Annotated in this window: 20 protein-coding genes; 12 read left to right on the top strand and 8 right to left on the bottom strand. The window is 54.3% G+C overall.

Annotation, left to right across the window (positions count from 1 at the left end):
* Positions 1-63: 63 nt before the first annotated feature.
* Together rpoC and rpoB are read right to left on the bottom strand one after the other, a co-directional pair.
* Complete coding sequence (gene rpoC, locus KF784_06840) at positions 64-4,875, bottom strand: DNA-directed RNA polymerase subunit beta' (GenBank protein ID MBX3118765.1); 4,812 nt, start codon at positions 4,873-4,875, stop codon at positions 64-66.
* 137 nt (positions 4,876-5,012) lie between these two features.
* Positions 5,013-9,032, bottom strand: coding sequence for a DNA-directed RNA polymerase subunit beta (gene rpoB / locus KF784_06835; GenBank protein ID MBX3118764.1), 4,020 nt, complete (start codon positions 9,030-9,032; stop codon positions 5,013-5,015).
* A gap of 341 nt (positions 9,033-9,373) precedes the next feature.
* Between rpoB and rpsB the strand changes: the two genes are divergently transcribed.
* The 3 genes from rpsB to KF784_06820 all read left to right on the top strand — a co-directional run bounded on the left by rpsB (position 9,374) and on the right by KF784_06820 (position 11,811).
* Positions 9,374-10,210 (top strand): 30S ribosomal protein S2, encoded by an 837-nt coding sequence (rpsB, locus tag KF784_06830; protein ID MBX3118763.1) that lies wholly within the window; start codon positions 9,374-9,376, stop codon positions 10,208-10,210.
* A 126-nt stretch (positions 10,211-10,336) separates the two neighbouring features.
* Positions 10,337-11,179 (top strand): translation elongation factor Ts, encoded by an 843-nt coding sequence (tsf, locus tag KF784_06825; GenBank protein MBX3118762.1) that lies wholly within the window; start codon positions 10,337-10,339, stop codon positions 11,177-11,179.
* Between the two features lie 173 nt (positions 11,180-11,352).
* Positions 11,353-11,811, top strand: a complete 459-nt coding sequence (locus KF784_06820; GenBank protein ID MBX3118761.1) for a DUF4870 domain-containing protein — start codon at positions 11,353-11,355, stop codon at positions 11,809-11,811.
* A gap of 1 nt (position 11,812) precedes the next feature.
* Here KF784_06820 and KF784_06815 read toward each other — a convergent pair whose 3' ends face one another.
* A complete protein-coding gene (locus KF784_06815) occupies positions 11,813-12,235 on the bottom strand; it encodes a hypothetical protein (protein ID MBX3118760.1) in 423 nt (140 codons plus the stop codon).
* Between the two features lie 21 nt (positions 12,236-12,256).
* Complete coding sequence (locus KF784_06810) at positions 12,257-12,715, bottom strand: hypothetical protein (GenBank protein MBX3118759.1); 459 nt, start codon at positions 12,713-12,715, stop codon at positions 12,257-12,259.
* 210 nt (positions 12,716-12,925) lie between these two features.
* Between KF784_06810 and pyrH the strand changes: the two genes are divergently transcribed.
* The 6 genes from pyrH (at position 12,926) to KF784_06780 (ending at position 19,042) form a co-directional block, all read left to right on the top strand.
* Positions 12,926-13,648 carry a UMP kinase gene (pyrH, locus tag KF784_06805; protein ID MBX3118758.1) on the top strand — a complete coding sequence of 241 codons (723 nt, stop codon included), beginning with the start codon at positions 12,926-12,928 and terminating at the stop codon, positions 13,646-13,648.
* Complete coding sequence (gene frr / locus KF784_06800) at positions 13,649-14,209, top strand: ribosome recycling factor (protein MBX3118757.1); 561 nt, start codon at positions 13,649-13,651, stop codon at positions 14,207-14,209.
* A gap of 55 nt (positions 14,210-14,264) precedes the next feature.
* Positions 14,265-14,669: a four helix bundle protein gene (locus KF784_06795; protein ID MBX3118756.1), complete on the top strand. Its 405-nt coding sequence runs from the start codon at positions 14,265-14,267 to the stop codon at positions 14,667-14,669.
* Between the two features lie 71 nt (positions 14,670-14,740).
* The gene (gene uppS, locus KF784_06790) at positions 14,741-15,436 is read left to right on the top strand and encodes a di-trans,poly-cis-decaprenylcistransferase (protein MBX3118755.1); all 696 of its coding nucleotides are present in this window, start codon (positions 14,741-14,743) and stop codon (positions 15,434-15,436) included.
* A gap of 142 nt (positions 15,437-15,578) precedes the next feature.
* Positions 15,579-16,763 carry a sigma-70 family RNA polymerase sigma factor gene (locus KF784_06785; GenBank protein MBX3118754.1) on the top strand — a complete coding sequence of 395 codons (1,185 nt, stop codon included), beginning with the start codon at positions 15,579-15,581 and terminating at the stop codon, positions 16,761-16,763.
* Positions 16,760-19,042: an NACHT domain-containing protein gene (locus KF784_06780; GenBank protein MBX3118753.1), complete on the top strand. Its 2,283-nt coding sequence runs from the start codon at positions 16,760-16,762 to the stop codon at positions 19,040-19,042. The genes KF784_06785 and KF784_06780 overlap by 4 nt, the downstream gene beginning before the upstream one ends.
* A 169-nt stretch (positions 19,043-19,211) precedes the next feature.
* Here the strand turns inward: KF784_06780 and KF784_06775 are convergent, their stop codons facing one another.
* The 3 genes from KF784_06775 to KF784_06765 form a co-directional block, all read right to left on the bottom strand.
* Complete coding sequence (locus KF784_06775) at positions 19,212-19,700, bottom strand: hypothetical protein (protein MBX3118752.1); 489 nt, start codon at positions 19,698-19,700, stop codon at positions 19,212-19,214.
* Between the two features lie 101 nt (positions 19,701-19,801).
* On the bottom strand, positions 19,802-20,773 hold the full coding sequence (locus KF784_06770) for a glycine--tRNA ligase subunit alpha (GenBank protein ID MBX3118751.1): 972 nt from the start codon (positions 20,771-20,773) through the stop codon (positions 19,802-19,804).
* Positions 20,774-20,902: 129 nt separating this feature from the next.
* Positions 20,903-22,267: a tryptophanase gene (locus KF784_06765; protein MBX3118750.1), complete on the bottom strand. Its 1,365-nt coding sequence runs from the start codon at positions 22,265-22,267 to the stop codon at positions 20,903-20,905.
* Between the two features lie 121 nt (positions 22,268-22,388).
* Here KF784_06765 and leuD point away from each other — a divergent pair, with 121 nt between their 5' ends.
* From leuD to trpE, 3 genes are all read left to right on the top strand, one after another.
* The gene (leuD, locus tag KF784_06760; protein MBX3118749.1) at positions 22,389-22,988 is read left to right on the top strand and encodes a 3-isopropylmalate dehydratase small subunit; all 600 of its coding nucleotides are present in this window, start codon (positions 22,389-22,391) and stop codon (positions 22,986-22,988) included.
* 15 nt (positions 22,989-23,003) lie between these two features.
* Complete coding sequence (locus KF784_06755) at positions 23,004-23,489, top strand: DUF192 domain-containing protein (GenBank protein MBX3118748.1); 486 nt, start codon at positions 23,004-23,006, stop codon at positions 23,487-23,489.
* A 124-nt stretch (positions 23,490-23,613) separates the two neighbouring features.
* Complete coding sequence (gene trpE, locus KF784_06750; GenBank protein MBX3118747.1) at positions 23,614-25,092, top strand: anthranilate synthase component I; 1,479 nt, start codon at positions 23,614-23,616, stop codon at positions 25,090-25,092.
* A gap of 51 nt (positions 25,093-25,143) precedes the next feature.
* On the opposite strand, the gene KF784_06745 is transcribed toward trpE, so the two are convergent.
* The gene (locus tag KF784_06745) at positions 25,144-25,860 is read right to left on the bottom strand and encodes an outer membrane lipoprotein-sorting protein (GenBank protein MBX3118746.1); all 717 of its coding nucleotides are present in this window, start codon (positions 25,858-25,860) and stop codon (positions 25,144-25,146) included.
* Positions 25,861-25,899 lie beyond the last annotated feature (39 nt).

Genomic DNA, 25,899 nt, shown 5'->3' with positions numbered 1-25,899 from the left:
AAAGCGGTAGACAGCAAAAAGCCGCCAGACAAAATGTCTGGCGGCTATGAATGTTTGAGGAGCTTAGACTGTTTTGTCTTCTGGCTCGCCGCTGTCTCCCTCACCGTCGCCGCCACCGCCGCCTTTGCCGATCAATTCGTCAAAGCCGATGTTGCTGGTAAGGTCGATCTCGCCCAAGTTGAACTCTTCCGCCTCTGCCATTTCGGCAAGTGACGTGAATGCCAACGGCAGGTCATTCATCGTGCCCATTCCCTCTTCCGCCTCAACGAGAGCGGTGAGCGACTGCTGTGCCCAGCTCGGGCCACGCTGAACGTCGATGCTGACGTTTCGGTACTGCTCGACACCCGTACCTGCTGGGATAAGGCGTCCAATAATGACGTTCTCCTTGAGGCCGATAAGGTGATCCTTCTTTCCACGAACGGCTGCATCGGTGAGGACGCGGGTCGTCTTTTGGAACGAGGCTGCCGAGAGGAACGAATCCGTCGCGAGCGATGCTTCGGTGATTCCAAGGAGAATCCAGTTTGCGCTGGCTTCCTTAGGATCCCGCTCGACCTTTTCGCCAGTGATCGGGTCGGCATACTTGATCTTTGTGCCAGCCTGGATCAGCTTGCGAACGCGCTCGTTTTCACGAGCAAACGCGAATCGGTCGATGATCTGCCCAGGAAGGAAGGGCGTGTCGCCGGGTTCCTTGATCTGACGCTTTCTCAGCATCTGCCGAATAATCACTTCAACGTGCTTGTCGTTAATGTCAACACCCTGGGCTTTATAGACGCTCTGCAGGTTTTCGACAAAGTAGTCGTAAACCGCATTCGCGCCGGCAAGCTCAAGAACCTCGTGCGGGTCGCGCGGGCCTTCGGTCAGTGGGTCGCCCTTGATGACCTTTGTGTTTACCTTCACGGGAAGGTTTCCAAAAGGCGGCACCAAGATCGGGTAGAAGACCTTTACGCTTTCGATGTCGTACTTTCGCAGCGACGTCAGCGTTGCTGTTGTCAGCTTTTGTCCGATCAAGCGATCCAATCCGGCGTCGTGCTCGGGGTCGGACTGCCACGGCTGCTCGTCGGCAACATAGGCATCCTTGATCGGGCTGGTCAGCGGGACAGTTGCCTCGATGATGACCCAACGGCCAAAGTTCGTCTGCTTGACCTCAAGCACCGTACCCGTGACCGGGCAGATGATGGCTTTACCACGCGGCTGGCGTCGAGCCTCGAAGATCTCTTCGACGCGGACGATACCGCTGGATTCACCCGTCCAAGCATAGAAGAACGTCTTTCTTGACCGCTCCCAAAGCTTCTTCGACTCGGCGTCGGCCTTATCAAGCAGTTTTTGGGCAGCCTTGGTCTGACGCTCCGTCTTCTTCTTTGCGGTCTTTGCGTCTTCGGCCTGAATGGTAAGCGTCTCCTTCTGGAAGAGCGCCTTCACCGCGGCTTCCTGCGATTCAAGCAGCTTCGTCTCATCGAGAGACTTGCTTTCGGTTTCGCGGGCCGCTTCAAGGTCCTGCATAAACTGACGGATGAACTTACCGGTCTTATACTGGTTCGTACGTGCAATCGTCGCCGAACCGGCAACACCACCGGTGTGGAACGTACGCATCGTAAGCTGCGTTCCAGGCTCACCAATCGACTGCGCAGCGATGATTCCAACTGCGACACCGTTCTCAACGAGCTTGTTCGACGAAAGGTCGATACCGTAGCACTTGGAACAGATACCCTGCACCATTTCGCAAGTGAGCGCGCTTCTTAGCAGCACACAAAGCTGGCTGTGCTCGTTGACTTCGAAGCCACACGTCGTATACCGATCTTCGACTTTCTGTCTGTCGGCATCGTTATCGCAAGCCTCAAACTCGTTGTGATAAGCGTTCTCAATCTTTGTAATGTGCTTCGATTGTTCGCGGTGAATGACTTCATTCGCTTCGACCACGACCTCGCTTGTTTCTGGGTCGACGATGGTCGCGATCGATACGCGCCCGAAACATCGGTCGCCGATCGGCTCGATCGTCTCTCCCTCTTCCACAATCCGGTGAACGTAGATACCTTCCGTCGTTCCGCAGTCATCCGCCCGGATGATAACATCCTGGGAGACGTCAACCAGACGACGAGTCAAGTAACCGGCGTCCGCAGTTCGCAGAGCGGTGTCGGCAAGACCCTTACGGGCACCGTGCGTCGTGACGAAGTATTCCATCATCGTCAGACCCTTGTGGAAGGAGCTTCTGACGGGAAGTTCATAGATAACCTCGTTGAACTGGTTGAACATGAGGCCGCGCATTCCAGCAAGCTGCGAAAGCTGCTTAACCGAACCGCGAGCGCCGGAGACCGTGATGATCGACAGCGGGTTCATCTGCAACATGCCGCCGACGATAGCCTTACCAATCTTGTCGTAGGTGTCCGTCCAGAGTCGGATCAGATTCTGCTGCATCTCGTTAAACGCGAGCATGCCACGTCGATACTGGGCGAGGGTCTTATCCGACTGCTCGTCCGCACCAGCGAGAATGCTGTCGCGCTCTTCGGGCGGGTCCATGTCGGTGATCGCCACCGACAGGCCGTACCGAGTAGCCCATCTAAAGCCGAGGTCCTTAAGATCGTCAAGCAGCTTAATGGTTGAGCCAACGCCTGTTCGAGCGTGCGTCCCAAGAATCAGCTCTGAGATCGCCTTCTTCGTCAGCGCGATCTGCAGGTGCTCATCGCTAAAGCGAAGCGGATACGGAAGGATCTGCTGCAGAACGATGCGGCCCGGGGTCGTCGTCGCCACAAGAGTTTCAAACTCTTGGTCGAGCGGCTTCAACTCCTTGGTCTCTTCCTCTGTCTCCTCGTTTGTGATCGTCTCGTAGAGATACTCAACACCGGTGTCGGGATCGCGATAGTCGATCTCGTCGTCAGGACGGAAGATCGGTCTCACGATGCGGACCTTGATGGTTGAGTTGATCTGGAGCGGCTCACCGATAGGCGATTCCAGATTAAAGAGAACTTCGTCTGGACTTCCGAAGATGTGCGGGGCCGGGTTCTTTTCCGGATTCTCCGCATGCTTGCGCTCCATCTCCTCCATGCGCATTCTCGATTCGTCGTTCGAGAACGTGAGCGCATAAGCGCCAAGAACGATGTCCTGAATCGGCGACATGATCGGGCGACCGTCTGCCGGGGAGAACAGGTTCTGGCTTGAGAGCATCAGAACGCGTGCTTCGGCCTGCGCCTGCATCGAAAGCGGGACGTGAACCGCCATCTGGTCGCCGTCGAAGTCCGCGTTATAGGCGTGACAAACGAGCGGGTGGACCTGGATGGCCTTACCATCGACAAGGATCGGCTCGAAGGCTTGAATACCGAGTCGGTGCAGCGTAGGCGCGCGGTTCAGAAGAACCGGATGCTCCTTGATGACCTCTTCCAAGCCGTCCCAAACCGCCGGATGCATTCGATCGATCATGCGCTTCGCGGTCTTGATGTTCTGCGTGATCTTTTTCTCGACCAACGACTTCATCACGAAGGGCTTAAAGAGCTCAAGAGCCATCTCCTTGGGAAGACCGCACTGGTGCAGCTTCAGGTGGGGACCGACGACGATAACCGAACGGCCGGAATAGTCCACACGCTTACCGAGAAGGTTCTTTCGGAAGCGTCCTTCCTTACCCTTCAGCATGTCGCTCAGCGACTTCAAGGCACGTCCATTGGAGCCCACGACCGGGCGGCTTCGCCGTCCGTTGTCGATAAGGGCGTCCACCGCTTCTTGCAGCAACCGCTTTTCGTGATTGATGATCGACTCTGGAGCGTGAATCTCCATGATCTTCTTCAATCGGTTGTTGCGGTTGATGATGCGGCGATAAAGATCGTTCAGGTCGGAGGTCGCAAACCGTCCACCATCGAGCTGGACCATCGGGCGAAGCTCCGGCGAGATGACGGGAACGACTTCCTGGATCATCCATTCCGGGCGGCTCTTCGACTGAACCAACGCCTCGACGATCTCAAGTCGCTTGATGGCTCGAGCACGACGGGTCGAGGTCGTCATGACGATCTCCTGGCGAAGCTCACGGCTCATGCGCTCAAGATCGACGCGGCCCAGAAGCTCCTTCATGGCGTCGGCGCCGATGTTTGCGCGAACGAGCGAGCGCAGGTCGGTGTTCAGGCGGAAGCCGACGGCGTCCAGCATCTTGGTGATGGCGCGCCACTTGTCCTCGTCAATGAGCTGGTTCTTTTCCAGCTTGCCGAGGATTTCGACGGCGAGATCGAGGTCCTTCAGGCGGTCGTCCGCGTCGCGATATTCGGCTTTGATGCGATCGTTGATCGCCTTGGCGCGCTCGCGGGCCGACGACTCGTCGTACTCGTCGCTGTTTCCGTCGAGCTCTTCGGCGAACCGCTGGAAGCTGTCCTCTTCGAGCTCCTTCATCTGCTGCATGATCGTGGCTTTCTCAAGCTCGACGGCAGCGCGGATATCGGGGAGCTTCTCGGCGATCTGCTCAGACTCGATATCGATGATGATAAAGCTGGCGAAATAGATGACCTTCTCAAGCAGCCTGGGCGAGATGTCCAGGATCAGCGCGAGCGGCGAAGGAACGCCCTTGAGGTACCAGATGTGGCAAACCGGGGCGGCGAGCTCGATGATGCCCATGCGCTCGCGGCGCACCTTGCTGCGGGTAACTTCGACGCCGCAGCGCTCGCAGATGATTCCCGCGTACTTGATCTTCTTATAGCGTCCACAGGCGCATTCCCAGTCCTTCGTCGGTCCAAAAATCTTCTCGCAGAAGAGTCCGTCACGCTCAGGCTTGAACGTGCGGTAGTTGATGGTTTCCGGCTTCTTGACCTCGTGGTATTGCCCGTGTCGGAAAGCCCAAGACCGAACATCGGCGGGGCTTGCGATTCCAATACGGATTTTATCGAATTGACTGACGTCTGCCATATTTTCGTGTAATGTCCTTGCCCGCGTCCGGGCAATCTGTCTTCAAAGCAATCAGCTATCAGCTATCAGCAATCTACTTGCGGAGATCGGAAATCTGATATCAGGTCTGATTTCAGATTTCCGATGTCCGATTTCTCTTAATTAAAGAACCCAACGCTCCGAGCGAGGCGCATATCATCGCCTCCCGTCAGCTCATCAAGTTCGCGGAGCGGAAGCTCCTTGTTGTTGGCGTCTTCTACGCTGACCTTCAAACCAAGCGACCGCAACTCGTTCACAAGAATCTTGAACGACTCGGGAATGCCCGGCTCGGCGATCGGCTCGCCCTTAACAATGCTCTCATAAGCCTTCACGCGGCCCATCACGTCGTCAGACTTGATGGTGAGAAGCTCCTGCAAGGTGTAAGCGGCGCCGTAGGCTTCGAGCGCCCAGACTTCCATTTCTCCGAAGCGCTGTCCGCCGAACTGCGCCTTACCACCAAGCGGCTGCTGGGTGACGAGTGAGTACGGTCCAATGCTTCGGGCGTGGATCTTTTCGTCTGCAAGGTGCTCAAGCTTGAGCATGTAGATGAGGCCAACGGTGATCGGGTTCGGCACTTCGTTTCCGGTCATGCCGTCTCGCACCCACGACTTCATCGTATGCGGCTCGATACCGGCACGTTTGAAGGCGCTGTTCTCAATCTTCTCCAGAATCTCCTTATAAAGACCAGCCGGAGCCTTGAAGGCAGGGCCCATCTTTTCCGGCTCTTCTTCCGGTTCCCACTCGTCGATGTCGATCGGGTTGATCATCTCGCCTGTGTTCTTGACTGGAGGAGCAGCGACGAGTCTTGAGACTTTCTCCAGGTGCCATTCGTCGAGTGTGCGAAGCTTCGCATCAATCTTCTCGAACATGACTTCGATGGAATCGTCCTTCTCGAATGAAACGCCCAGTTGGAGTTCGCGATTGATATAAGTATCGAGAACGGTATGGCGCATCATATTCGCCATTCGCTCGACCTCAGTGATCACTTCGTGCTCGGTCGCACCCTCAAAGCCAGGGCATCGGTAACGCACGCCCATATGCCGTCCGGCATATCCAAGGTGCGTCTCAAGAATTTGGCCGATGTTCATACGGCTTGGAACACCAAGCGGGTTCAGGATGATGTCGACCGGAGTACCGTCCGCAAGGAACGGCATATCTTCGGCGGGGACCACACGTGAGATAACGCCCTTGTTACCGTGGCGGCCTGCCATCTTGTCACCGACCATCAGCTTTCGCTTTTGGGCGATATAGACCTGAACGGTCATATTTGTACCGGCGGGGAGTTCGTCCCCAGGAATCTGAATGAGCGGCTCGTCCGTTCGGTCGCAGACCAAACGCTCGCGTTTCTTCGATTCCTTATAAATGTAGTTGATCGACGGCGAAAGGTACTTGTAGCGGCTGAAGACCTTCACGTCCACGATTGTTCCCTTCTCACCGTGCGGCAAGCGCAGGGAAACGTCGCGGGTTTCTTCGGCCTTCTTACCAAAGATCGCGATGATCAACCGCTCTTCAGCGGTCATCTCGACCTGGCCCTTCGGAGCAACCTTTCCAACGAGAATGTCTTCTGGTCGAACTTCGGCACCGACTCGGATGATCCCGTTTTCGTCAAGATCCTTCAGCGCGTCTTCACCGACATTGGGAATGTCGCGCGTGATCTCTTCCGGTCCGAGCTTGGTGTCTACGGCTTCGCTTTCGTGGCGCTCGATGTGGATCGACGTATAAACATCGTCCTTCACCATGCGCTCGCTGATGATGATGGCGTCCTCGTAGTTGTAACCGTTCCATGGCATAAACGCGACGACCACGTTCTTACCAAGCGCGAGGTCGCCTTGGTCTACACAAGGACCGTCGGCGAGCGGATCGCCCGCAAGAATGCGCTGTCCCAGATCAACGATCGGCATCTGAGTAATGCAGGTCGATTTGTTCGACTGCATCATGTGAACGAGCGGATAGCGATCCAATTCACCGTCGTTTCGGCGAACCTGAATCTCAAGGCTCGTCACAACCTCGACAACGCCCGGATTTCGTGCGATAACGGCCGCACCGGAGTCGACGGCGGCAACGCGCTCGTATCCGGTGTGGACCACGGGCCGGTCGGACCGCAAACACGGAACCGCCTGTCGTTGCATGTTCGCACCCATAAGAGCACGGTTTGCGTCGTCGTTTTCAAGGAACGGGATCAACGCGGTGGCAACAGAGACGATCTGAACGGGGGAAACGTCAACGAGCTGGACGCGCTCCTTAGTGACGATCGGATAGCTTGCACCACCCAACTCGCCGCCCGCGCAGCGGACCTGCAGTCGGTCATCCGTCAGATATCCGTTTTCATCGGTCAGGATGTCAGCGGGAGCAACAAGCATTCCCTGCTCTTCCTGAGCGGTGTAGTAAACGATCTCTTCGGTGACCTGCGAGTCGCGAACGACTCGATACGGCGTCATGATAAAGCCAAACTCGTCAACGCGAGCATGCGTCGTGAGCTGGCTGATGAGGCCGATGTTCGGACCTTCTGGTGTCTCAATCGGGCAGATGCGTCCGTAGTGAGAACGGTGGACGTCGCGAACTTCCAGCTTGGCGCTGGTTCGTTGCAGACCGCCCGGTCCGAGGCTTGATAGACGTCGCTTGTTCGTCAGCTCGCTCAACGGGTTCGTTTGATCCATGAACGTGCTGAGCTGGTTGCTGCTGAAGAAGCTCTTGATGCTCGCACTGACCGGCTTGACCGAAAGGATAATTCCTGGAAGGAGGTTCTCCTGGTCGGTCGAGGTCATTCGCTCACGAGCGACCTTCTCCATTCGCACAAAGCCAAGGCGGAGCTGGCTCTGCAAGAGCTCACCGATGCTTCGCACACGCTTGTTCTTCAAGTCGTCAATGTCGTCTCGCTCAGCTTCACGACGAACATAAATCTCCATCCGTTGAAGGATGCCGATCAAGTCCTCTGCCGTCAGGTTGCGAACGTTGAGGGGGATCTCAAATCCGAGCTTCTGGTTAAGGAAGCGGCGGCCGACCTTTCCGAGGTCGTATCGCTTGACATCGAAGAACAGGCCGTAAATTAGCTGACGGGCAGCCTCTTCGTTGGCAGCCTCACCCGGACGAAGTCTCTTGTAGATATCGAGAATCGCTTCGCGCCAGGTTGATGTCGGGTCCTGTTCAAGAGTAGATTCAACTACTTCGGGCAGTTGAATGACCTTGATTGACTTCAGCTCCAACGACTCAATCATGCGTGCCGTTTCCGGCTCGATGCGCTGCAAGCGCTTGATGATCGGCTTGCCGCTGGCATCGTTAACGTCCTCCATCGGACGGCTTCCCGTAAGGTCTTCGTGAGTCGGGTTTTCAAGCGTAACGATGTTGCCAAAGACGAAGATAAGGTCTTCGTTTGTTGAAACTGGGGTGTCAACGACGACCTTCTTGGTCAGCCATTCTTCACCGAGCTTCTCAACGATTTCCGGTGTGAGCAGCACACCCTCTTCGACCAGCACTTCTCCCGTTTCGGGGTCGGCGATGGGTTCGGCAACCTTGCGGAACAGGGCGTTCTGCAACGGCAATCCGAGCTTGCTGCGACCTTTTTCGAAAGCGCCGAGCGCCTTGATAAGCTGCGTCAGGGGGAGCTTCTTCGTTTGGCTGATCTGCGTTCGCACAACGTTGTGCGCATCGCATTCGATTTCGAGCCACGGACCCTCATTGGGGATCACGCGGGCAGAGATAATGACCGACATCGAACTGTCGACACTTTCTTCGAAATACAAGCCGGGCGAACGTGAAAGCTGAGACACAATGACGCGCTCGCGGCCGTTGATAATAAACGTGCCGCGATCTGTCATCAAGGGCAGATCGCCGAGATAGACTTCCGACTCGATAACGTCTCTATCCCGTCCACCAAAGCGAACGGTCGCTTTAATCGGCGCTTCGAACGTCATGTCTCGATCGCGGCATTCGTTGATCGAGTATTTCGGTTCTCCGAGCTGAAAATTAACGAGTTCTATATAATTGGTTTGGGTAAAGTCCCAAATCGGTGAGAACGTTTGGAAGAGTTCGGGCAGTCCCTCTTCAATGAACCATTTATAACTGTTTAATTGTAATTCGATAAGATTGGGCGCCTCCAAGAATCGTTCGATCCTTTTAGAGGTGGGCTGAATAATCCGCATCGAGGCCTCCGGGCGTAGTGAGCGAACGTTCAGGGTACCCTGCTTGGAACAAACGCTGTCAATATTTGGTTGGCCCTAGGTCTAATTTCGTCTACTTTTTTCGGGCGCGCGTGAACTCCTTTCTCCTCTCGTCTTAGCTCAATCTTCTGTCAGTTTGACGACCTACTCATAGGCGCGGGCCAGGGACTCTAGACAGATTCCGTTTCCCTTTGTCCCCGCTCAGGTAGAATTTCGCTTCCAATTCACACGAGTAGGGTTGCGCGTGCAGGTCGCCCGGGAAACCGGCGCATAACGCGCAAAAGCCAAACCCGCTCGGAGGACAAACCTGGAGGTAATAAAATATGGCTCAGCTCAGTATGAAAGAGCTGCTGGAATCGGGTGTTCACTTCGGCCACCAAACCCGCCGATGGAACCCGAAGATGAAGCGATACATCTACGGCGCTCGCAATGGTATCTACATTATCGATCTTCACCAGACGATCAAGCTCTTTGAAGATGCGCTTGAGTACGTGAAGAACATCGTCACCGAAGGCGGCACCGTGCTGTTTGTCGGAACGAAGAAGCAGGCCCAATCCGCCGTCAAAGAAGCGGCTCAGCGCAGCGGACAGTTCTACGTCGCCGAGCGCTGGATGGGCGGAATGCTCACCAATTGGAAGACCATTCAAGGCAGAATCAACCGCCTGAAAGAGCTCGACCGAATGGAAGCCGACGGCTACTTTGAGCGACTCCCGAAGAAGGAGATGCTCAAGAGAACCGCAGAGCGAGACGCCCTCGGTCTCTACTTCGACGGCATCCGCAACCTCAATGCAATGCCTTCGGTCATGATCGTGATCGACCTGAATAAGGAGATCATTGCGGTCAAGGAAGCCAAGAAGCTTGGGATTCCGATCGTTGCGATCGTCGATACGAACTGTAACCCCGACCTCGCCGATGTGGTCATCCCTGGCAACGACGACGCGATACGCGCGATCCGTCTCGTCACGGGCAAGATGGCAGAGGCGATCCTTGAGGCACGTCCGATTAGCGAAGAGCTGACCGGCGACGCTCCTGAAGGCGCAGAGGGCGAGAAGCCTGAAGGCGATGAAGCAGTTGCGTCTGAAAATGGCGAAGACCGACCGATCGAGTTTGGTGCCGTCGAGCAAGAGCTCTTGCGAGCGTTTGGCGCGGACGAAGACTAAACCGCCCACCGTTTCAACCGCCTCCAGACGCACCGTCTGGAGGCCCTTAACCCAACGTTGACCTGGCCTCGGTATGCATGCGCACGAAGGCCAGAAGAGGACGATTTCAAAGGAGACTACAAAGACATGGCAGTTTCAGCAGCAGATGTGAAGCGCCTCCGCGAAGATACGGACGCGCCCATGATGGAGTGTAAAGCCGCTCTGGATGAAGCAGGCGGCGATTACGAGAAGGCAAAAGCGATCTTGCGTGAAAAGGGTAAGGCTGCAGCAGCAAAGCGCGCAGACCGCTCAACCGCAGCAGGCGTCGTAGCCATCGCGATGGCCCACGACCACAAGTCGTTGGGTGCAGTCGTGCTGGAGTCGGAAACCGACTTCGTTGCCCGTAACGAGGACTTCATCGCAATCGCTCAGGAGCTAGCAGAGATCTTCTTGCACAACGATCCAGGTTCGGATGCGCTTGCCATCAAGCATGGCGAGAAGAGCGTCGGCGAGATTGTTGAAGGCGCAGTAGCAACCATCCGAGAGAACATCAAGCTTTCAAAGGCCCTTCACATGAAGACCGATGGACAGTTTGTGTCTTACGTTCACCACGACAGAACCAAGGGCTCCGTCATCGAGTTCAGCGGAAATGAAGCAGGCCGACAGGCAGCTCGCGACGTCGCGATCCAGGTCGTTGCCTTCCCGCCGGATGTTGTGAGCAAGGATCAGCTTGACCAGGCTAAGATCGATGCCGAGATTGCGGTGGAAACACAGCGCGCGGTAAACGAAGGAAAGCCGGAGAACATCGCCAAGAACATTGCCCAAGGCCGCGTGAACAAGGAGTTCATCAAGCGCGCCGTTCTGTTGGAGCAGGAGTTCTATAAGGACCCGAGCAAGTCGGTTAGCGCTTTCCTGGCTGAAGAGTCGAAGGGTGCAGCCGCTCCGATTGAGCTTAAGGCCTTTGTTTACCTCCGCGTCGGCGGTGAGTAACTTTTGGGAGTGCGCGAATTTATTCGCGCTTTCTCTGACCCTTCAGAGAATGCAAACACCCTCTGCCAAAATAAGGCGGAGGGTGTTTGCATTTTGGACCCACGCACCGGCCTTTCGTTCTCATTCTGGATTAGGCCGCATGAAACCCTATACTAAGGTGCGCGTAACCGTAAATGGAGAAAGATATGGAGTCCACCAACGACCGCTCCGACAGAACATTCGCGACCTTGGCTCATGCCTCAGGCATCTTCTTCCCTTTCATGGGGCCTATTGTCGTTCTCGTTCTAAAGGGTAAGTCCCGCTTTGTCAAAAGCCACGCGCTTCACGCGCTTATAGGAACGCTCTTGCTGGACGCCTTCCTCATCCTCTTAGGAATCATCTCCCTCACCTACTCCATCATCAGCCTGTACCGGCATTATCAGGAGAATTGGGAGAACTTTAACATCTGGCATGTGATCATCCGGTCGGCAGTGACGTGGATTATCATCGGACTGATCGGAATCTGCAACACCATTTTGAACTTGGTGCAAGCTATAAGGGCGTGGAACGGAAAGCCCGCTGGTGGTGGTCTAACCGGCAGAATCGTGCGAAAGTTTATGGGGAAGAAGCCAGAGTTAGAGGCGACGGCCTAATCTAAGGGGTTTTGGAACCGGTCCAATTCCCGTTTAATCCCGTCGTGCCGAACCAAGTTCCACTACAGCCGCTGCTGTCGCAAGAACCATCTAAGAGGTAAGTCACTTCGGCTTCTGGGCTTGGTGGAGTTGCCGTCCAAGTTGCATCGCCGACCTCGTTCACACTTCCAGACATCTGCTTCGTCTGTCCATCGGTAAGCGTTCCCGAGACCTGGCCCTGCGCATTCACCGTCACCGAGAAGAGCGCCGCTGAGTCCCCGGAAAGCGAGCCTTCGTACTGTCCAGCGTAGGGGTTGGCGAGAAAACCGGGTCCGCTACCGGTTTGTCCAGCACACCCGATCACCCCAACAGCAACGCAGATACCGACTAAAACGGCAGCTGCTGCAAACCTCTGGGCTGTGCTTCTGGCGTGAAAAACACTCATGCTCTGCATTATTATAAGTCGCTATCGCCGTGAGTCGCCTTCTATCTGTTCCTTCATCTGAGCGTCGAACTCACCTTTTATGATTCTTGAGGCAAGAGCATTTGCATTTTGTTTATCGTTCAGAAGGCATCCGGTGAAATAGGGCACGGTTCCCTTAAACATGGGTTCAAGCTTATCTTTGATGGGGACTGCTTTCGGATTCACCAACCGAGTGCCCAGTAGACCGTACAACCGTGTTGCCATGTTCTTATCCTTCATGAGTTCAAGCAGAGCGACTTTGGCAGCAGGGTCTTTGATCAACGTACGCAGAGCAAGCTCACCGTCTGAGATGCGATTGGCGAATCCAACTCCGCCAACAGCAAAGCTATCGACCTTCTTTAAGGTCGCCAATGCAGACTTGCTCTCCTTTGAAAGCTGACCCTGGACAGCAAGGGCCGCGCAAGCCACTGCGACAAATACAAGAACGAAAAGGCTTCTCATGAAAAGACTCTCATTCTTGGGACGGATGGGCTCGAACAGAGATACACGCGAGTAGGCAATGATGCGGCTGTCAAACTGCTGTCCTTGTCCAGAAAACCGGCTCGAATTCGTCAGTCGTTGCGGTCAGACACAGCGCCGACAAGGTAAAGTTGTTTTCGGCCTGAACCCACCACTCAGGCCGATTTTTTCGTGAGGATAACTTTGCCAGACATGGAACGCAAACCGCTCAGAAGAGTGCTCATCAAACTTTCCGGCGAAGCCCTCGCTGGCAAGAACGGCTTCGGCCTCGACCCGGAAATACTCGAATACATCGGCGCGGAGGTCGCCAGCGTACACGCGCTGGGTGTCCAGATCGCGCTGGTTGTTGGGGGTGGAAACTACGTCCGTGGCGAAGCCTTTAGTGGTGCGAATGCAATTGACCGCACTGTTGGCGATCAGATGGGAATGCTCGCGACGATCATGAACGCGCTGGCGATGCAGGCCGCCATCGAGAAGGCCGGGGTTCCCACCCGCGTTCAGAGCGCGATCACCATTACCGCCGTCGCTGAGCCGTTTATCCGTCGTCGTGCGATCCGCCACCTTGAAAAGGGTCGGATCGTTGTTTTTGGCGCGGGTACGGGCAATCCTTACTTCACAACTGACACCGCTGCCGTTTTGCGAGCCCTTGAGATTGATGCTCACGCCCTGATCAAGGCGACAAAGGTCGATGGCATCTACGACAAAGACCCGAACAAGCACACTGATGCCGTCAAGTATGAGACAGTCACCTATGAAACGGCGATTACTAAGAAGCTTGCCGTCATGGATCAGACCGCTTTTACGATGTGCCGTGAACACCAACTGCCGGTCATCGTGTTAGACTTTAATCAGCCAGGAACCATGGTGCGCGCGGTATCAGGAGAGGCCGTTGGCACACTCGTTGGAGGAGAATAAATGACCCCACAAGAGATCTTGCAGGACGCTGATAAACGTATGTCGCACGCTGTTGAAGTGATGCTTCACGACTTTTCGACTATTCGCACTGGACGCGCTAACCCCGCTGTATTAGAGCGTGTGCATGTGGACTATTACGGCACCGATACACCGGTCAACCAGGTCGCCAACGTGAGCATCCCCGAGCCTCGTCAGCTCATGATCACGCCCTACGACAAGAACATGATCGGCACGATCGAAAAGGCGATTATGAAGAGCGACCTCGGCATCACGCCCATGAACGACGGGCAGAACATTCGGCTTGTCTTTCCCCAGATGACCGAAGACCGCCGCAAAGACCTCGTGAAGCAGGTGAACGCCCGGGCTGAACAAGCTTGCGTGGCTATTCGCAACGTTCGGCGAGATGCGAACGAGCACTTAAAGGCCGCCGAAAAGCGAAAAGAGATGAGCGAGGACGACCTGAAAGGCCACGAGACGACCATCCAGAAATACACCGACAAGCACATCGCCGACGTTCACGAGCATCAGAAGAAGAAAGACGCTGAATTGATGGAGGTTTGAGGGGAGGGCGCAGGGCGTCAGGCGTTCGGCGTGAGGGATAAGGAGTCAGAGCCGATTGAGTCAATACCAACCCATCGAGGATCTTGAGGTCTTTAAGGTTTTTGAAACAGTAGCGAGTTGGGCTTGGAATGAAGTTTCCAACTGGGGTCCTTTCTCCCAGGGCACTGTCGGGACGCAGCTTGTGAGAGCGATCGACAGTGTGGGTGCGAACCTTGCTGAGGGCGACGGACGATTTGGCGAAGCTGATGCCGTCAAGTTCTTTATCTATGCGCGGGGCTCGGCCCGTGAGGCAAGGCTGTGGATTACTCGCGCTCAGGAACGAGGCCTGCTCACAAGTGACGCTCAGGTTCATATTGAGGCAATAGATATAGGTTTGAAACTTCTAAGCGGCCTCATTAAGTTTCGAAGGCAATCGTATGGCAACAGAGTTAGAGAGGAGGTTCGAGACTACGGAGCCTAACGCCTAACGCCTAACGCCTAACGTCCAACGCCCAACGCCCAACGCCCAGCACCCAACGCCTAACACCCACCATGCCCCCCCTCCCCACCCACATCGCCATTATCATGGACGGCAACGGCCGTTGGGCGCGGTCGCGCGGGATTGGGCGTCTACTGGGGCACCGTGAGGGCTACGCCACGCTCAAGAACGTTGTCAACGCCTGCGGCGAGATCGGCATTCCCTACCTCACCGTCTACGCCTTCTCCGCAGAGAACTGGCGGCGCCCGGAAGATGAGGTCAAGGGCCTTATGCAGCTCATTGAGCGGGCAATGCTGGAGCAGATCGACAACCTAAGAAAGAACAACGTGCAGGTGCGCATTATCGGACGGATGGACGAGCTGCGCGACTCACTGCGCCGAGCGCTCCAGAAGGGGATCGATGAGACAAAGCACTGTACAGGCTTGGTCTTTACCCTTGCGATCAACTACGGCGGTCGGGCCGAGATCGTGGATGCCATTCAAGACTTGATCAAAGAAGGCACACCTCCCGACGAGATCACCGAGGAGTTGATCTCCAGCCGCATGTACGACCCATCTGTTCCCGAACCCGACCTCATGATCCGCACAGCCGGAGAGATGCGCTGGAGCAATTTCCTCATCTGGCAAGCCGCCTACTGCGAACTTTACGTCACCGAGTGTTCCTGGCCCGAATTCGACAAAAAACAACTTGTGAAGGCCATAGAAAGTTATCAGAATCGAACTCGGAAATTTGGCGCTGTTGTGGAATGAGACCGAATGCGCATAGGGTATGACTTCATGTCACCCTCTCAGCGCTCATATTTGTGTTTGTCGTATGCAGTTAGTTTGAAATTATTCGGTAAAGTACGTAGTTAATGTCACTGAAACCCATATAATCAACGGGGACGGTCTCATGGGGATAGACTTCTGGGCGGCATATGATCTGGCCTTTCAACGCTATTGCTGGGCTTCAAGTGGCGATGATTCTTATGATCGACTGGAAGAGTACATTTTTCATCATCTCAACTCCCTCGCTCGCCAATCGCTAATTGATACAAACGATTCGTTGGATATTGCCTCACAGTCCATACTAAAACTTAGGGCGGCGTACTCTAATTGCGATCCAAAAGCGAAGTTCTGCGACGAAAGGGGTGAAGTCGTCTTTGCCAAATGGGTTGCAACTGTAAACACAACTTTTCGCCGCATTCTGATCGATGATGCCAAAGGAAAAGTACGAGAACCTGCAGAAGACATAAACTGGGAGCGAATTCCAGATAAAGACCTGAATCCAGAAGAGAAGATAGCGCTGGATAATGCTGAGCAAATCAAGCAGATTCGCACATGTGCGGATCGTCTCTGGCTTGGCTCGCAGCGCAGACATCATAACGAACGGCTCCGCTTTCTCCAGCTTATCATCAGTGATGGCTTATCACCGGCTGAAGCTTCCGAGTTTGTTCACAGCTTGTCGCAAGTCACAGATAAAGACCGAAACACTACGATAGCGACCTGGATAAGTGATCAAGTTTGCTTAAACTACGCATTCTATTCTTATCTGCATCTTGATTCATTTCAATTAATATCTATCTTACTGGATTATCCTATCTTTACTCCTTCAGATATTTCTCATCTCAGGATCGCCTGTCAAAATAACAATCTATCTGAGAGTATGAATGAAGATTGGACATGGACAGATGTTTCCGTAATACTTATGCATTACTATAGTCAAAAAAGAGACTTGTTCATCACTAGCCATCTTTGCGGAAATTGTAGCATTGACCAAATACACCAGATAATTGATAGATGTGTAACGCGTTATCCGTTTATTCGTATGATGGAAAGCTTGGGGGAACGGATAGAAGCATGCAACTGCCCATCGGACAGTCTGAAGGATCCGTCCCTCTGGAAGCGTTTGGCGTTTGAGTATTACCATGTTGATGGGTTAGAATTCAAAGAGGTCTGCCTCCGCCTCATCAAGCCCTCCGAGGTCTGTGGAATCAGGCTTACCGAGGCGATGCTGCATGGTTGGCTCTTCGGTGGGCGCTTGCTCAAGCAGCTCATCAAGTTTATGGAAAAGCACGACGGAGGTCCAAGGCCATGAGACATAAAAACGGCTCACGTGCGGACCAGATCCGTTCGGCGTTGTCAGAATCCGAATCGCGACGACATCAGCGGCTGGATTTTCCCATTCGCCCCAATAACGAACTCCTCGTTCGTTACATTTTGAAGCGCCTCGATACCCGGACTGAGCAGGAACTTGAAGTTATCCTCACCCAAGATCAGGGGTCTCGTCAACGACTGATAGAAGCTTGGCGGACCATTCGGTCTTTAGCTACGAATCCTCAAGACTATGCGCCAGAAAGCAAATTGACAAGGAGTTTAGCAGCGCATTGGCGCAAGTGGAGCGGGCCTTACGTGTTGCCGAGGTGGGAAAGCCCTTTCGTGGGACGCACCGCTGAGATAGAGCAACTATTGCAGCTTCTAAGCCAAGCAGACAAGAGAGTTGTTACCATCGCCGGGCCTGGCGGGATGGGTAAGACCAGGCTCGCATGTGAAATTGCCATGCAAGTGGCTGAACGCTTTCGCGATGGTGTCCTCTTTGTAGAGTGTGGAACGTTGTCAAGGGTGGATGAGGTGGTTTCTGCAATCGCATCTAGCCTTGGGGCGGAGGCAGACTCAAGCTCAACCGTTTTGCAGGAGTTGCTTGCCGAAGTTCGGACCCTGATCGTTCTCGACAGTTGCGAACGCATCGTCGGGGTGGGACGAATAATCGAGGAGCTGGCACCGAATTGCCAACACACACGATGGCTGATCACAAGCCACAAGCCTCTTAATGTCGCGATGGAGACTGTAATAGAAGTCAAACCCGGTCAGAACCAACTCGACGACTGCGTTAAGATGCTTCAAGAGAAACTGTCCAGGCTTGTAGGTGAGTTGCAGCACACGCCAGAGCTTATAGCAACATTGACGACCATGTGCAAACGCCTGCATGGAGTACCACTTTTTGTGGCATTGGCCGTGGGCTCATTGCAGCCCAGCCAAAGCGCAGCCAGCAGCCTTAAATCCCTTGACTTGCTCACAAACTTACCGCCTGAAGCGGCATCACTCGAATCCGAGGAAAGCCCAGTTCTCTTCCTTATTCGAAACGAGGAGCGTCACCTTCTCACTCAGTTGTTGGCCTTTTCGGGTTGGTTTACTTTGGAGGAGGCAGCGTATGTCGTGGAAAAGCGCCCCGAAGATGCCCTGGCAATTCTTACTGACCTAGCCAGAAGGGAGCGTCTCGATGCTAGCTTCGATGGCGTTCACTACCGCTTTAAGATTCCAGATCCGATTGTGGATGGCATGTCGCGGTCCGTTTTATCCGCCACTGCGCAAAATCTTATCAGCAAAGCGAGAGAACGTCATGCGGAGCTTTTTCTACGCTCAAGCGAGCATATTGGACAACTCTTCGACAGCGGAGAGTGGGCGAGCGCTTCCTCATTGTTGCAAAGGCAGCGCACCAACCTTCGCGCTGCGACAATGTATCTGTCCATCGAAGGAAAACATCATGAGATTGCCACCCTCTCCAGAGCGCTTTCGCTAGCTTATTTTGAGTCTGGATACTTAACTGATTTTGAAATCCTTGGCAATGCTGCTCGTATCGCCGCGCTCGCAACTGACGACAAGGCGCTGCATGCCTCGTTGCTGGGCCTGGAAGGGGCGCTGGCAGCGCGAAAGTCAGACAATGAGCTTGCACGCAGCTTATGGAAACAACGACTAGACATCTGCAAGCAGCTTGGCGACATTGCCAAGAGTGCGGATGCTCTCATTGACCTTGCATGGGACGCCTACGAGAACTTTGGGATTACGCCTGCCCTTGCTTATCTCGAAGAAGCGGAGAGCCTGGTTGAGGAAGCAAATCTTCTAGAGCTAGCGGCTACCATCTGCGTCATTCGAGCCCGTATGTTTATTGATGCTGGGGACATTGAAAGCGGGCTGAAATGGGTAGGAAAAACAAATAACCTCATCGAACGCTGTCAAAATCAAGGACCGCTTCTCTTCGTCTATCAAAATCTGGTTCGAGCGTACCAGCGACTTGAGATGCCTGACAAGCTTGTCGACACCTTGCAAATGTTGCTCGGACACGCCGTAAGCGGAGATCGTGCCGTACATATAGGCTGGGCATGCCAGGAGTTCGCCCAAGTCTTTGAAAAAGAGGGAGATTTACACCGAGCAGCAAAGTATCTTGTGGCGGCGGAAAATGTGTACCGCGAGTATCGAACGCGTCATCTTCACAAAGCAAAATTGGCGATAGAGCAGTTTCTTAGTAGACACGGTGATACATTCCAGGACGTAGTTGATCAATTCAAATCTATGCCCTGGAATGACCTGATTGCTTAATACAATGGCACGAGAAAACATCATTGGTCCGACTGTGACTAATTCAAGCTGATGTAGATGCATCCCGTGCCTGAGTGAGTGCCGTGTAAGAGATCACGTAGAACCCACTTGAAATCCTAAACGATTTCAGCGACAGACAACTAACAAATTCAAGACGATTCTTTGACCATCACAACCACAAGTCTTTGGAGCCTGCGACGTCGGCGCCAAGCTTGTCGATGTTGCGACGAAGAACAGCGGCATCAACATTCCGGTTATCGATAGCGATAGCCACCATGAGGGCGTCCTTAGCGGTCACATAAAACTGGCAGGGTTGAATCTTAAAATTCTGTTTCAGAATCGGCAGAGCCTTCGCTGTAAAGGCAGCATCCTTAGGCTGATCGCCAAGGTACACCGTAAGCCAAACATAGTTCTTGCTTCCACTGATTTCAGCAGCAATGGGGATATCCAGATCATCACGGGTAATGGTGAACTCGTACTTCTCTTTTCCAACTTCGGTATTGAGATCCTTGACCGTGTATCCAAGACCGGTAATGAGTGTCTTCAATTGTTTCGCATCGACACGGGCGGACTCTTGCGCCTGAGCGCCAACCGTCGATGGGAGCAGCGCCACAGCGAACAGACCAACAAGCGACAATAAGGCAAGCAAAGCTTTCATAGATTCGTTTCTCCTGTCGGGAGTTGAGACGATTATAGAGGAAAACGGCTTCAGGGGGTCCTAAATCTTTCGTTAGGAATGCCTTTTCAGTTCCGATAGGATTACTTTTTCACAGGCTCTTTGAACTGTTCGACGTACTTCAGGCAGCACGCTCGCACGCGAGCGCGAATTCGGTTGATATAGGCCGCGCGCTCGGTCACCGAGATCACGCCCCGCGCATCCAGCAGGTTGAACGTGTGCGAACACTTCAGCGCCAGATCCAGCGCCGGATAGACCAAGGCCATCGCTCCGGTCGTCTTAAAGCCGTCCTCGGGAAGCGTGTCGAACGGATGCGAGACGCCGTCCGGCTTCACCGAAGTCATGATCCCCTGCTCGTCGTCCCAATACACAGCAGACTCGATTACTCGTTTCGACTCCGCCTCCAGCATATCGAACATCTTGAACAGCATGTCCGTATCTGCCAGCTCGAAGTTGTAAACGTTGTTCTGCATTTCAAGCTGCCAGTCGGTCTGTTTGTAGGTCAGCTTGTCGTTCCACATAAGGTCTTCCCAGAACGAGTTCTGCTTGTTCAGCATGAGGCAGAGCCGCTCGGGACCGTACGTGATCTCAGCGCACACCGGGTCGCATTCGATGCCGCCCATCTGCTGGAAGAACGTGAACTGAGTGATCTCCGCCCCATCCATCCAGACCTCCCAGCCAACGCCCGCTGCACCTGCGGCCTGCGACTCCCAGTCGTCTTCCACAAGCCGCACATCGTGCTTGCTGGTGTCAAAGCCCAGCGCGTCCAATGAGCCCATATAGAGATCGACAATGTTGTCGGGGCTCGGCTTCATCACCACCTGATACTGGTAGTAGCGTTGGCTCCGTTGGGGGTTGCGCGTGTAGCGACCGTCAGCCGGTCTGCGCGAAGGCTGCACATAGGCGACGTTCCAAGCCTCTGGACCGAGACAGCGCAGGGTGGTCGCCGGATGCATGGTCCCCGCGCCGACTTCGACATCGTAAGGCTGCAGGATCGCACAGCCCTGCTTGGACCAGTAGTCATTGAGCCTGAAAATGAGGTCTTGGAAGGTCATGGAAGGATTGAGGATACCGGAGGGGATCGTGGATTGGAGATCGATGATTGTAGATTGAGGACTGCAGGGCCTGATTTAGAGCTCGTTTTACGCTTCACGGTTTGACTTCAAACCGCAGCGGTGCCCTCCTTACACGGGTGCCATTTCGCAGGTAAAGTGGCGCAAAAACGGTGGTTGTTTGGTGATTTTCAACCCCGTTACCGACTCCCGATTGTCATACATCTCCTCAATCACTTCGCAAACGTAGTTCACATGGGCTTGTGTATAGACTCTTCTGGGCAGAGCAAGTCTGACGAGTTCGCGGTCGGTTGGGTGTTCGACACCGTCTACGTTTCGCCCGAACATCACTGAGCCTATCTCTACACCTCGAATGCCCCCCCTCAAGTAAAGCTCGCACACGAACGCCTGGGCCGGGAATTGCGACGCAGGAATGTGTGGATAGAACTCCCTCGCGTTGATGTAAACGGCATGGCCTCCTGGGGGCTGCACGATCTTTACGCCCTTCGAAGTAATACGTTCGGCTAAGTAACGAACCGTTGCAGTTCGATACTCCAGATATTTCTCGTCGAGCGTCTCCTCCAACCCAACGGCAAGCGCCTCAAGGTCACGCCCAGCAAGGCCGCCATAGGTTGGGAAGCCCTCGGTGAGTATGACAAGGTTCCGAGCCTGCTCCGCCATCGAATCGTCATTCATCGCGAGAAACCCACCGATGTTTCCAAAGCCGTCTTTTTTGAGGCTCATTGTCGCGCCATCGGCGTACGAGAACATCTCCTTGACGATCTCCTTCGGCGTTTTATCGGCATATCCGGGTTCACGCAGCTTGATAAACCATGCGTTCTCGGCGAATCGGCAAGAGTCGATGAAGAACGGGATGCCGTGCTCTCTCAGAATCCCCGAAATCTCTTTGATGTTGGCCATGGAGACTGGCTGCCCGCCACCGGTGTTGTTGGTGACGGTGATCATCCCGATGGGAATCTGCTCGCGGTGTTTGGTGATCAGCGCCTTTAACTTTTCCGGATCCAAATTCCCCTTAAACGGATGCATCGAGTCTGGGTCTTTGCCCTCGTCGATTACAAGGTCGACCGCCTCCGCGCCGGTGTACTCGACATTTGCCCGAGTTGTGTCGAAGTGGTTGTTGTTGGGGATGATCTGCCCCTTTCCACCCACAATCGTCATCAAGATTTTCTCGGCTGCGCGGCCCTGGTGGACTGGGATCACATGCTCAAGTCCCCAAAGTTCGCGCACTTTGGCCTCAAACTTCCGAAAACTTCGCGACCCAGCATAGCTCTCATCCCCGACCATCACTGCTGCCCACTGGGCTGCTGACATCGCGCTGGTGCCGGAGTCGGTAAGGAGGTCGATAATGACGTCTTCGGCGTCGATGACGAAGACATTCCACTTGGCCTGTTTGAGGATTTCCAGCCGCTGCTCAGCGGTGGTGAACTGGATGGGTTCGACCGCTTTGATGCGAAACGGTTCGATGATTTCACGCATGAGATATTGTGGCAGGGAGCGTCGGCAAGTTGTCTTCAAGTGGTCGGCATGTTGTCTGTAGGTTGCGTCCGGCCAATTGCCGACCACCTGAGAACATCCCAACCCGTGCCAAAATAGACCCGTGCAACCCTTCACCACACACACGGGCAGGATCGCCGTCTACAACGCGGACAATGTCGATACGGACCGGATTATCCCCGCGCGGTTTTTGAGCATGGTCACACGGTCGGGCTATGGGGAGCTCCTCTTCAAGGATGTTCGAGGACCCGACTTCCCCTTGGACCAGGATTCAGCAAAAGGGGCTACGGTGTTGGTGGCAGGCACGAACTTCGGCTGTGGAAGCTCACGAGAACACGCCGTTTGGGCGATCCAGCAGGCCGGATTTGTCGCCGTGATCGCAAAGAAAACGGAAGCCACCCCGGGGTACAGCGATATTTTTCGCCAGAACGCCGCGAACTGCGGCATGCTTCTCATTGAGTTAGAAGAAGGTCCCCACAGCAAGATTGCTTCGGCAGGAAACGGGGCCGAAGTCGGCATCGATCTGCCCAACCAAGCTGTCAGTTTCCAAGGTGAGACATTCAGGTTCGAAATCAAGGAAAGCTCGAAAGAGGCCCTGGTCAATGGATGGGACTTGATCGGGACAACTCTCGCACTTACGGACAAGATCGACGCTTACGAAAGCGGAAGCACCGCATTCGTGCCGCCAGTCGTGCGTCATTAACAAGAGAGGATTTCAATGAGAAGGAGAATATTCAGCTCTATTGCCGTTATCGTGCTCGTTTCGCTGGCGCTTGCACAAAAGACACAGGACAACCCAAACCGACTGAACCAGCTTCACGAACTGACAGTTGCTGAACTCAAAATCGGCAAGAAGCCCCTGAAGGCGTGGGTGATGGACAACAACTCCAAACGCCAAGAAGGGATGATGTTCTTGACTGAAAAGGAGACTCCACTTGATAAAGGGATGATCTTTGTCTTCAAAGATTCCGCGCCGAGGAGTTTTTGGAACCACAACGTTCCGATTGATTTGGACATCGCCTATATCGACGCGAACGGCAAAGTGATTCGAGTCACGATTCTCAAAAAGCAGGACCCGGCAAGCGTTCCCAGCAATGGCGACGCCAAGTACGTTCTCGAAATGCGCAAAGGCGGATTCAAACCGTTCGAGATCAAGGTCGGGACCAAGATTGAGGGGCTGACGAAACTCAAAGCGATTGAGTAGCCGGTGGAAGCCATTGGGATCGCACTGTTCAAGTCCGCGAATATAGCGATCACTAAACTTATTTCAAAACTCAGTCCATTACCAGGCCTGCCACAATGGTTGCGTGGGTCATAATTCTCTCTCCATGCAGGTTCCAAGCAAGGAAGAGTTTCTCAAACAAACAGGCGGTTCCCGTCCGATGCCTGTTTACCGCGACCTCCTTGCCGATATGGAAACGCCTCTGAGCGTTTATTGGAAGCTCGCCAACGAAGACACCTATAGCTTCCTCTTGGAGAGCGTGACAGGGGGCGAGCAGCTTGCCCGCTATTCGATCCTTGGCACTCGACCGAAAAGCGTCATCCGAACGAAAGGGCAAGACGTTGTCGAGATCGGAAAGCGTGGCCCGGTGCGCTCCAAGCTAGCGGAAGGGCAAGACCCTCTTGACGTTCTCAGAGATCGCCTAAATCATACGCACCCCATTGAAGTGCCCGGGATGCCCAAGTTTGTCTCTGGTGCGGTTGGGATGCTCGGCTACGATATCGTTCGTTTCTTTGAAAGCCTTCCCGATGACAATCTTGACGATCTGAACGTTGACGACATGGCGATGATGTTGGTGGATTCGGTCGTTGTCTTCGACCACGCCAAAAACCTGATCCGAATCATCGTGATGGCAGAAGGCACGCCGGATAGCTACGAATCGGCATGTGCCGAAATCGAGCGAATTCTCTCTAGGCTTCGGCGACCCTTGCCTGACCTCCCCAATGCCAAAGCTACCCACGGAGAGATGGTCAGCAACCGAACGAAGGAAGACTTCGAGGCTTCGGTACAGAAGGCGATTGACTACATCGGCGCTGGTGACGGCATCCAGTTTGTTCTCTCGCAACGGCTGCAAACCCCCAACACCAGCCATCCTCTCACCGTCTACCGCGCTCTCCGTTCGCTCAACCCGTCGCCCTATATGTTCCTGCTTCGGTTTGGTGATTACGACATCGTTGGAGCCTCTCCCGAACTTTTGGTCAGCTTGCAGGACGGCGAAGCCAGGGTTCGCCCAATTGCCGGAACGAGATGGCGAGGGGCAACGCCCGAAGAGGATGATGCGCTCGCTGCAGAACTTCTCGCCGACGAAAAGGAGCGAGCAGAGCACGTCATGCTGGTAGACCTTGGGCGGAATGATCTTGGGCGGGTTTCGAAGTACGGCACTGTCGTCGTTCGGGAGATGATGATCGTGGAACGCTACAGCCACGTTATGCACATCGTGAGCGACGTTGTAGGACAACTCGATGACGACAAGGACGCCTTCGACTTGCTAAGGGCGAGCTTCCCAGCGGGGACCGTCAGCGGAGCGCCGAAAGTCCGTGCAATGCAGATTATCGACGAGCTTGAGCCCACGCGGCGAGGATGTTATGCCGGGGCTGTGGGGTACGTGAGCGCATACGGCGACCTCGACATGGCGATCACGATCCGAACCATCCTGCTCAAGGGTGGACAAGCCTATGTTCAGGCAGGAGCCGGGATCGTCTTTGACTCGGTGCCTTCCCGAGAATATGAAGAAACCCTCAACAAAGCCAAGGCTTCGTTGAGGGCTTTGGAGATCGCTCACCAAGGTCTTCCTGCGGCGCTTTGAAGAGCTATCAGCTATCAAAATGATGATCGCTGGCAGCCAATAGCTGATCAATCACTTCCCGAACAGACTGTCAGAGATGCCCTGATTGATCTTGACGTTCGTGCTCATCGTGGTTGCTGCAACCTTGTTGTCCACATTGCGAACCGTCGCTTTGCTCGGAACCCAAACGCCACCGCTGTTGACCGGCTCTTCATAGATGAAGATTGCCTTCATTCGCGGGCGGCTTCCCTGCCCCCACCACTCTCGCTTGGTCACATACCTCTTGTCAGGGTCAACCCAGATTCGATGCCGAGATGTGTTGTCAAATCGTGCCTTGTAGGTCAGGTCAAAAACATAGTCGCCCGTTGCCCGGTCGGTGCGAACGTACTTGGCATCAAAGATATCTTTCACGACTGAAGGTGTCACGATGCCGTACTCCATGATCGTCTGCAAGCGGCCGATCGACTTCTCAAGGTCCTGCGTATTCGTGAAGTTGTTTCGGGGAATCCGGTAGGTGACCTTGTACTTGTTCTGGATCAATTGCACTGTGGCTTCATTGATTTTCGTCTCAAGCCTCAACTTATAGGGCTCCTTGAGCGCCACCTGCATTTCGTCAAAGCGGTATTGCTTTCCAAAGTCATCGTCGATCTTGCTTAGCTCGGCAAAGTTTGGCTTGATAACCTTGGTTGTGTATTGCACGTCCTGAAACTTGGGCTGGACGATATCGTCCACATCGGGATCGGCAACCCCGACGAACGCGATGGTGGATAGAGCGATCAGTGCAGTCATGGTCTAATTTTATCTCCTTGTTTGAAGCGGTACCGGGTC

The sequence above is a fragment of the Fimbriimonadaceae bacterium genome, assembly GCA_019638775.1.
Lineage (GTDB): Bacteria > Armatimonadota > Fimbriimonadia > Fimbriimonadales > Fimbriimonadaceae > JAHBTD01.
Note: the sequence above shows the minus strand (reverse complement) of the source record. Positions and strands in the feature narration are given on the sequence as shown.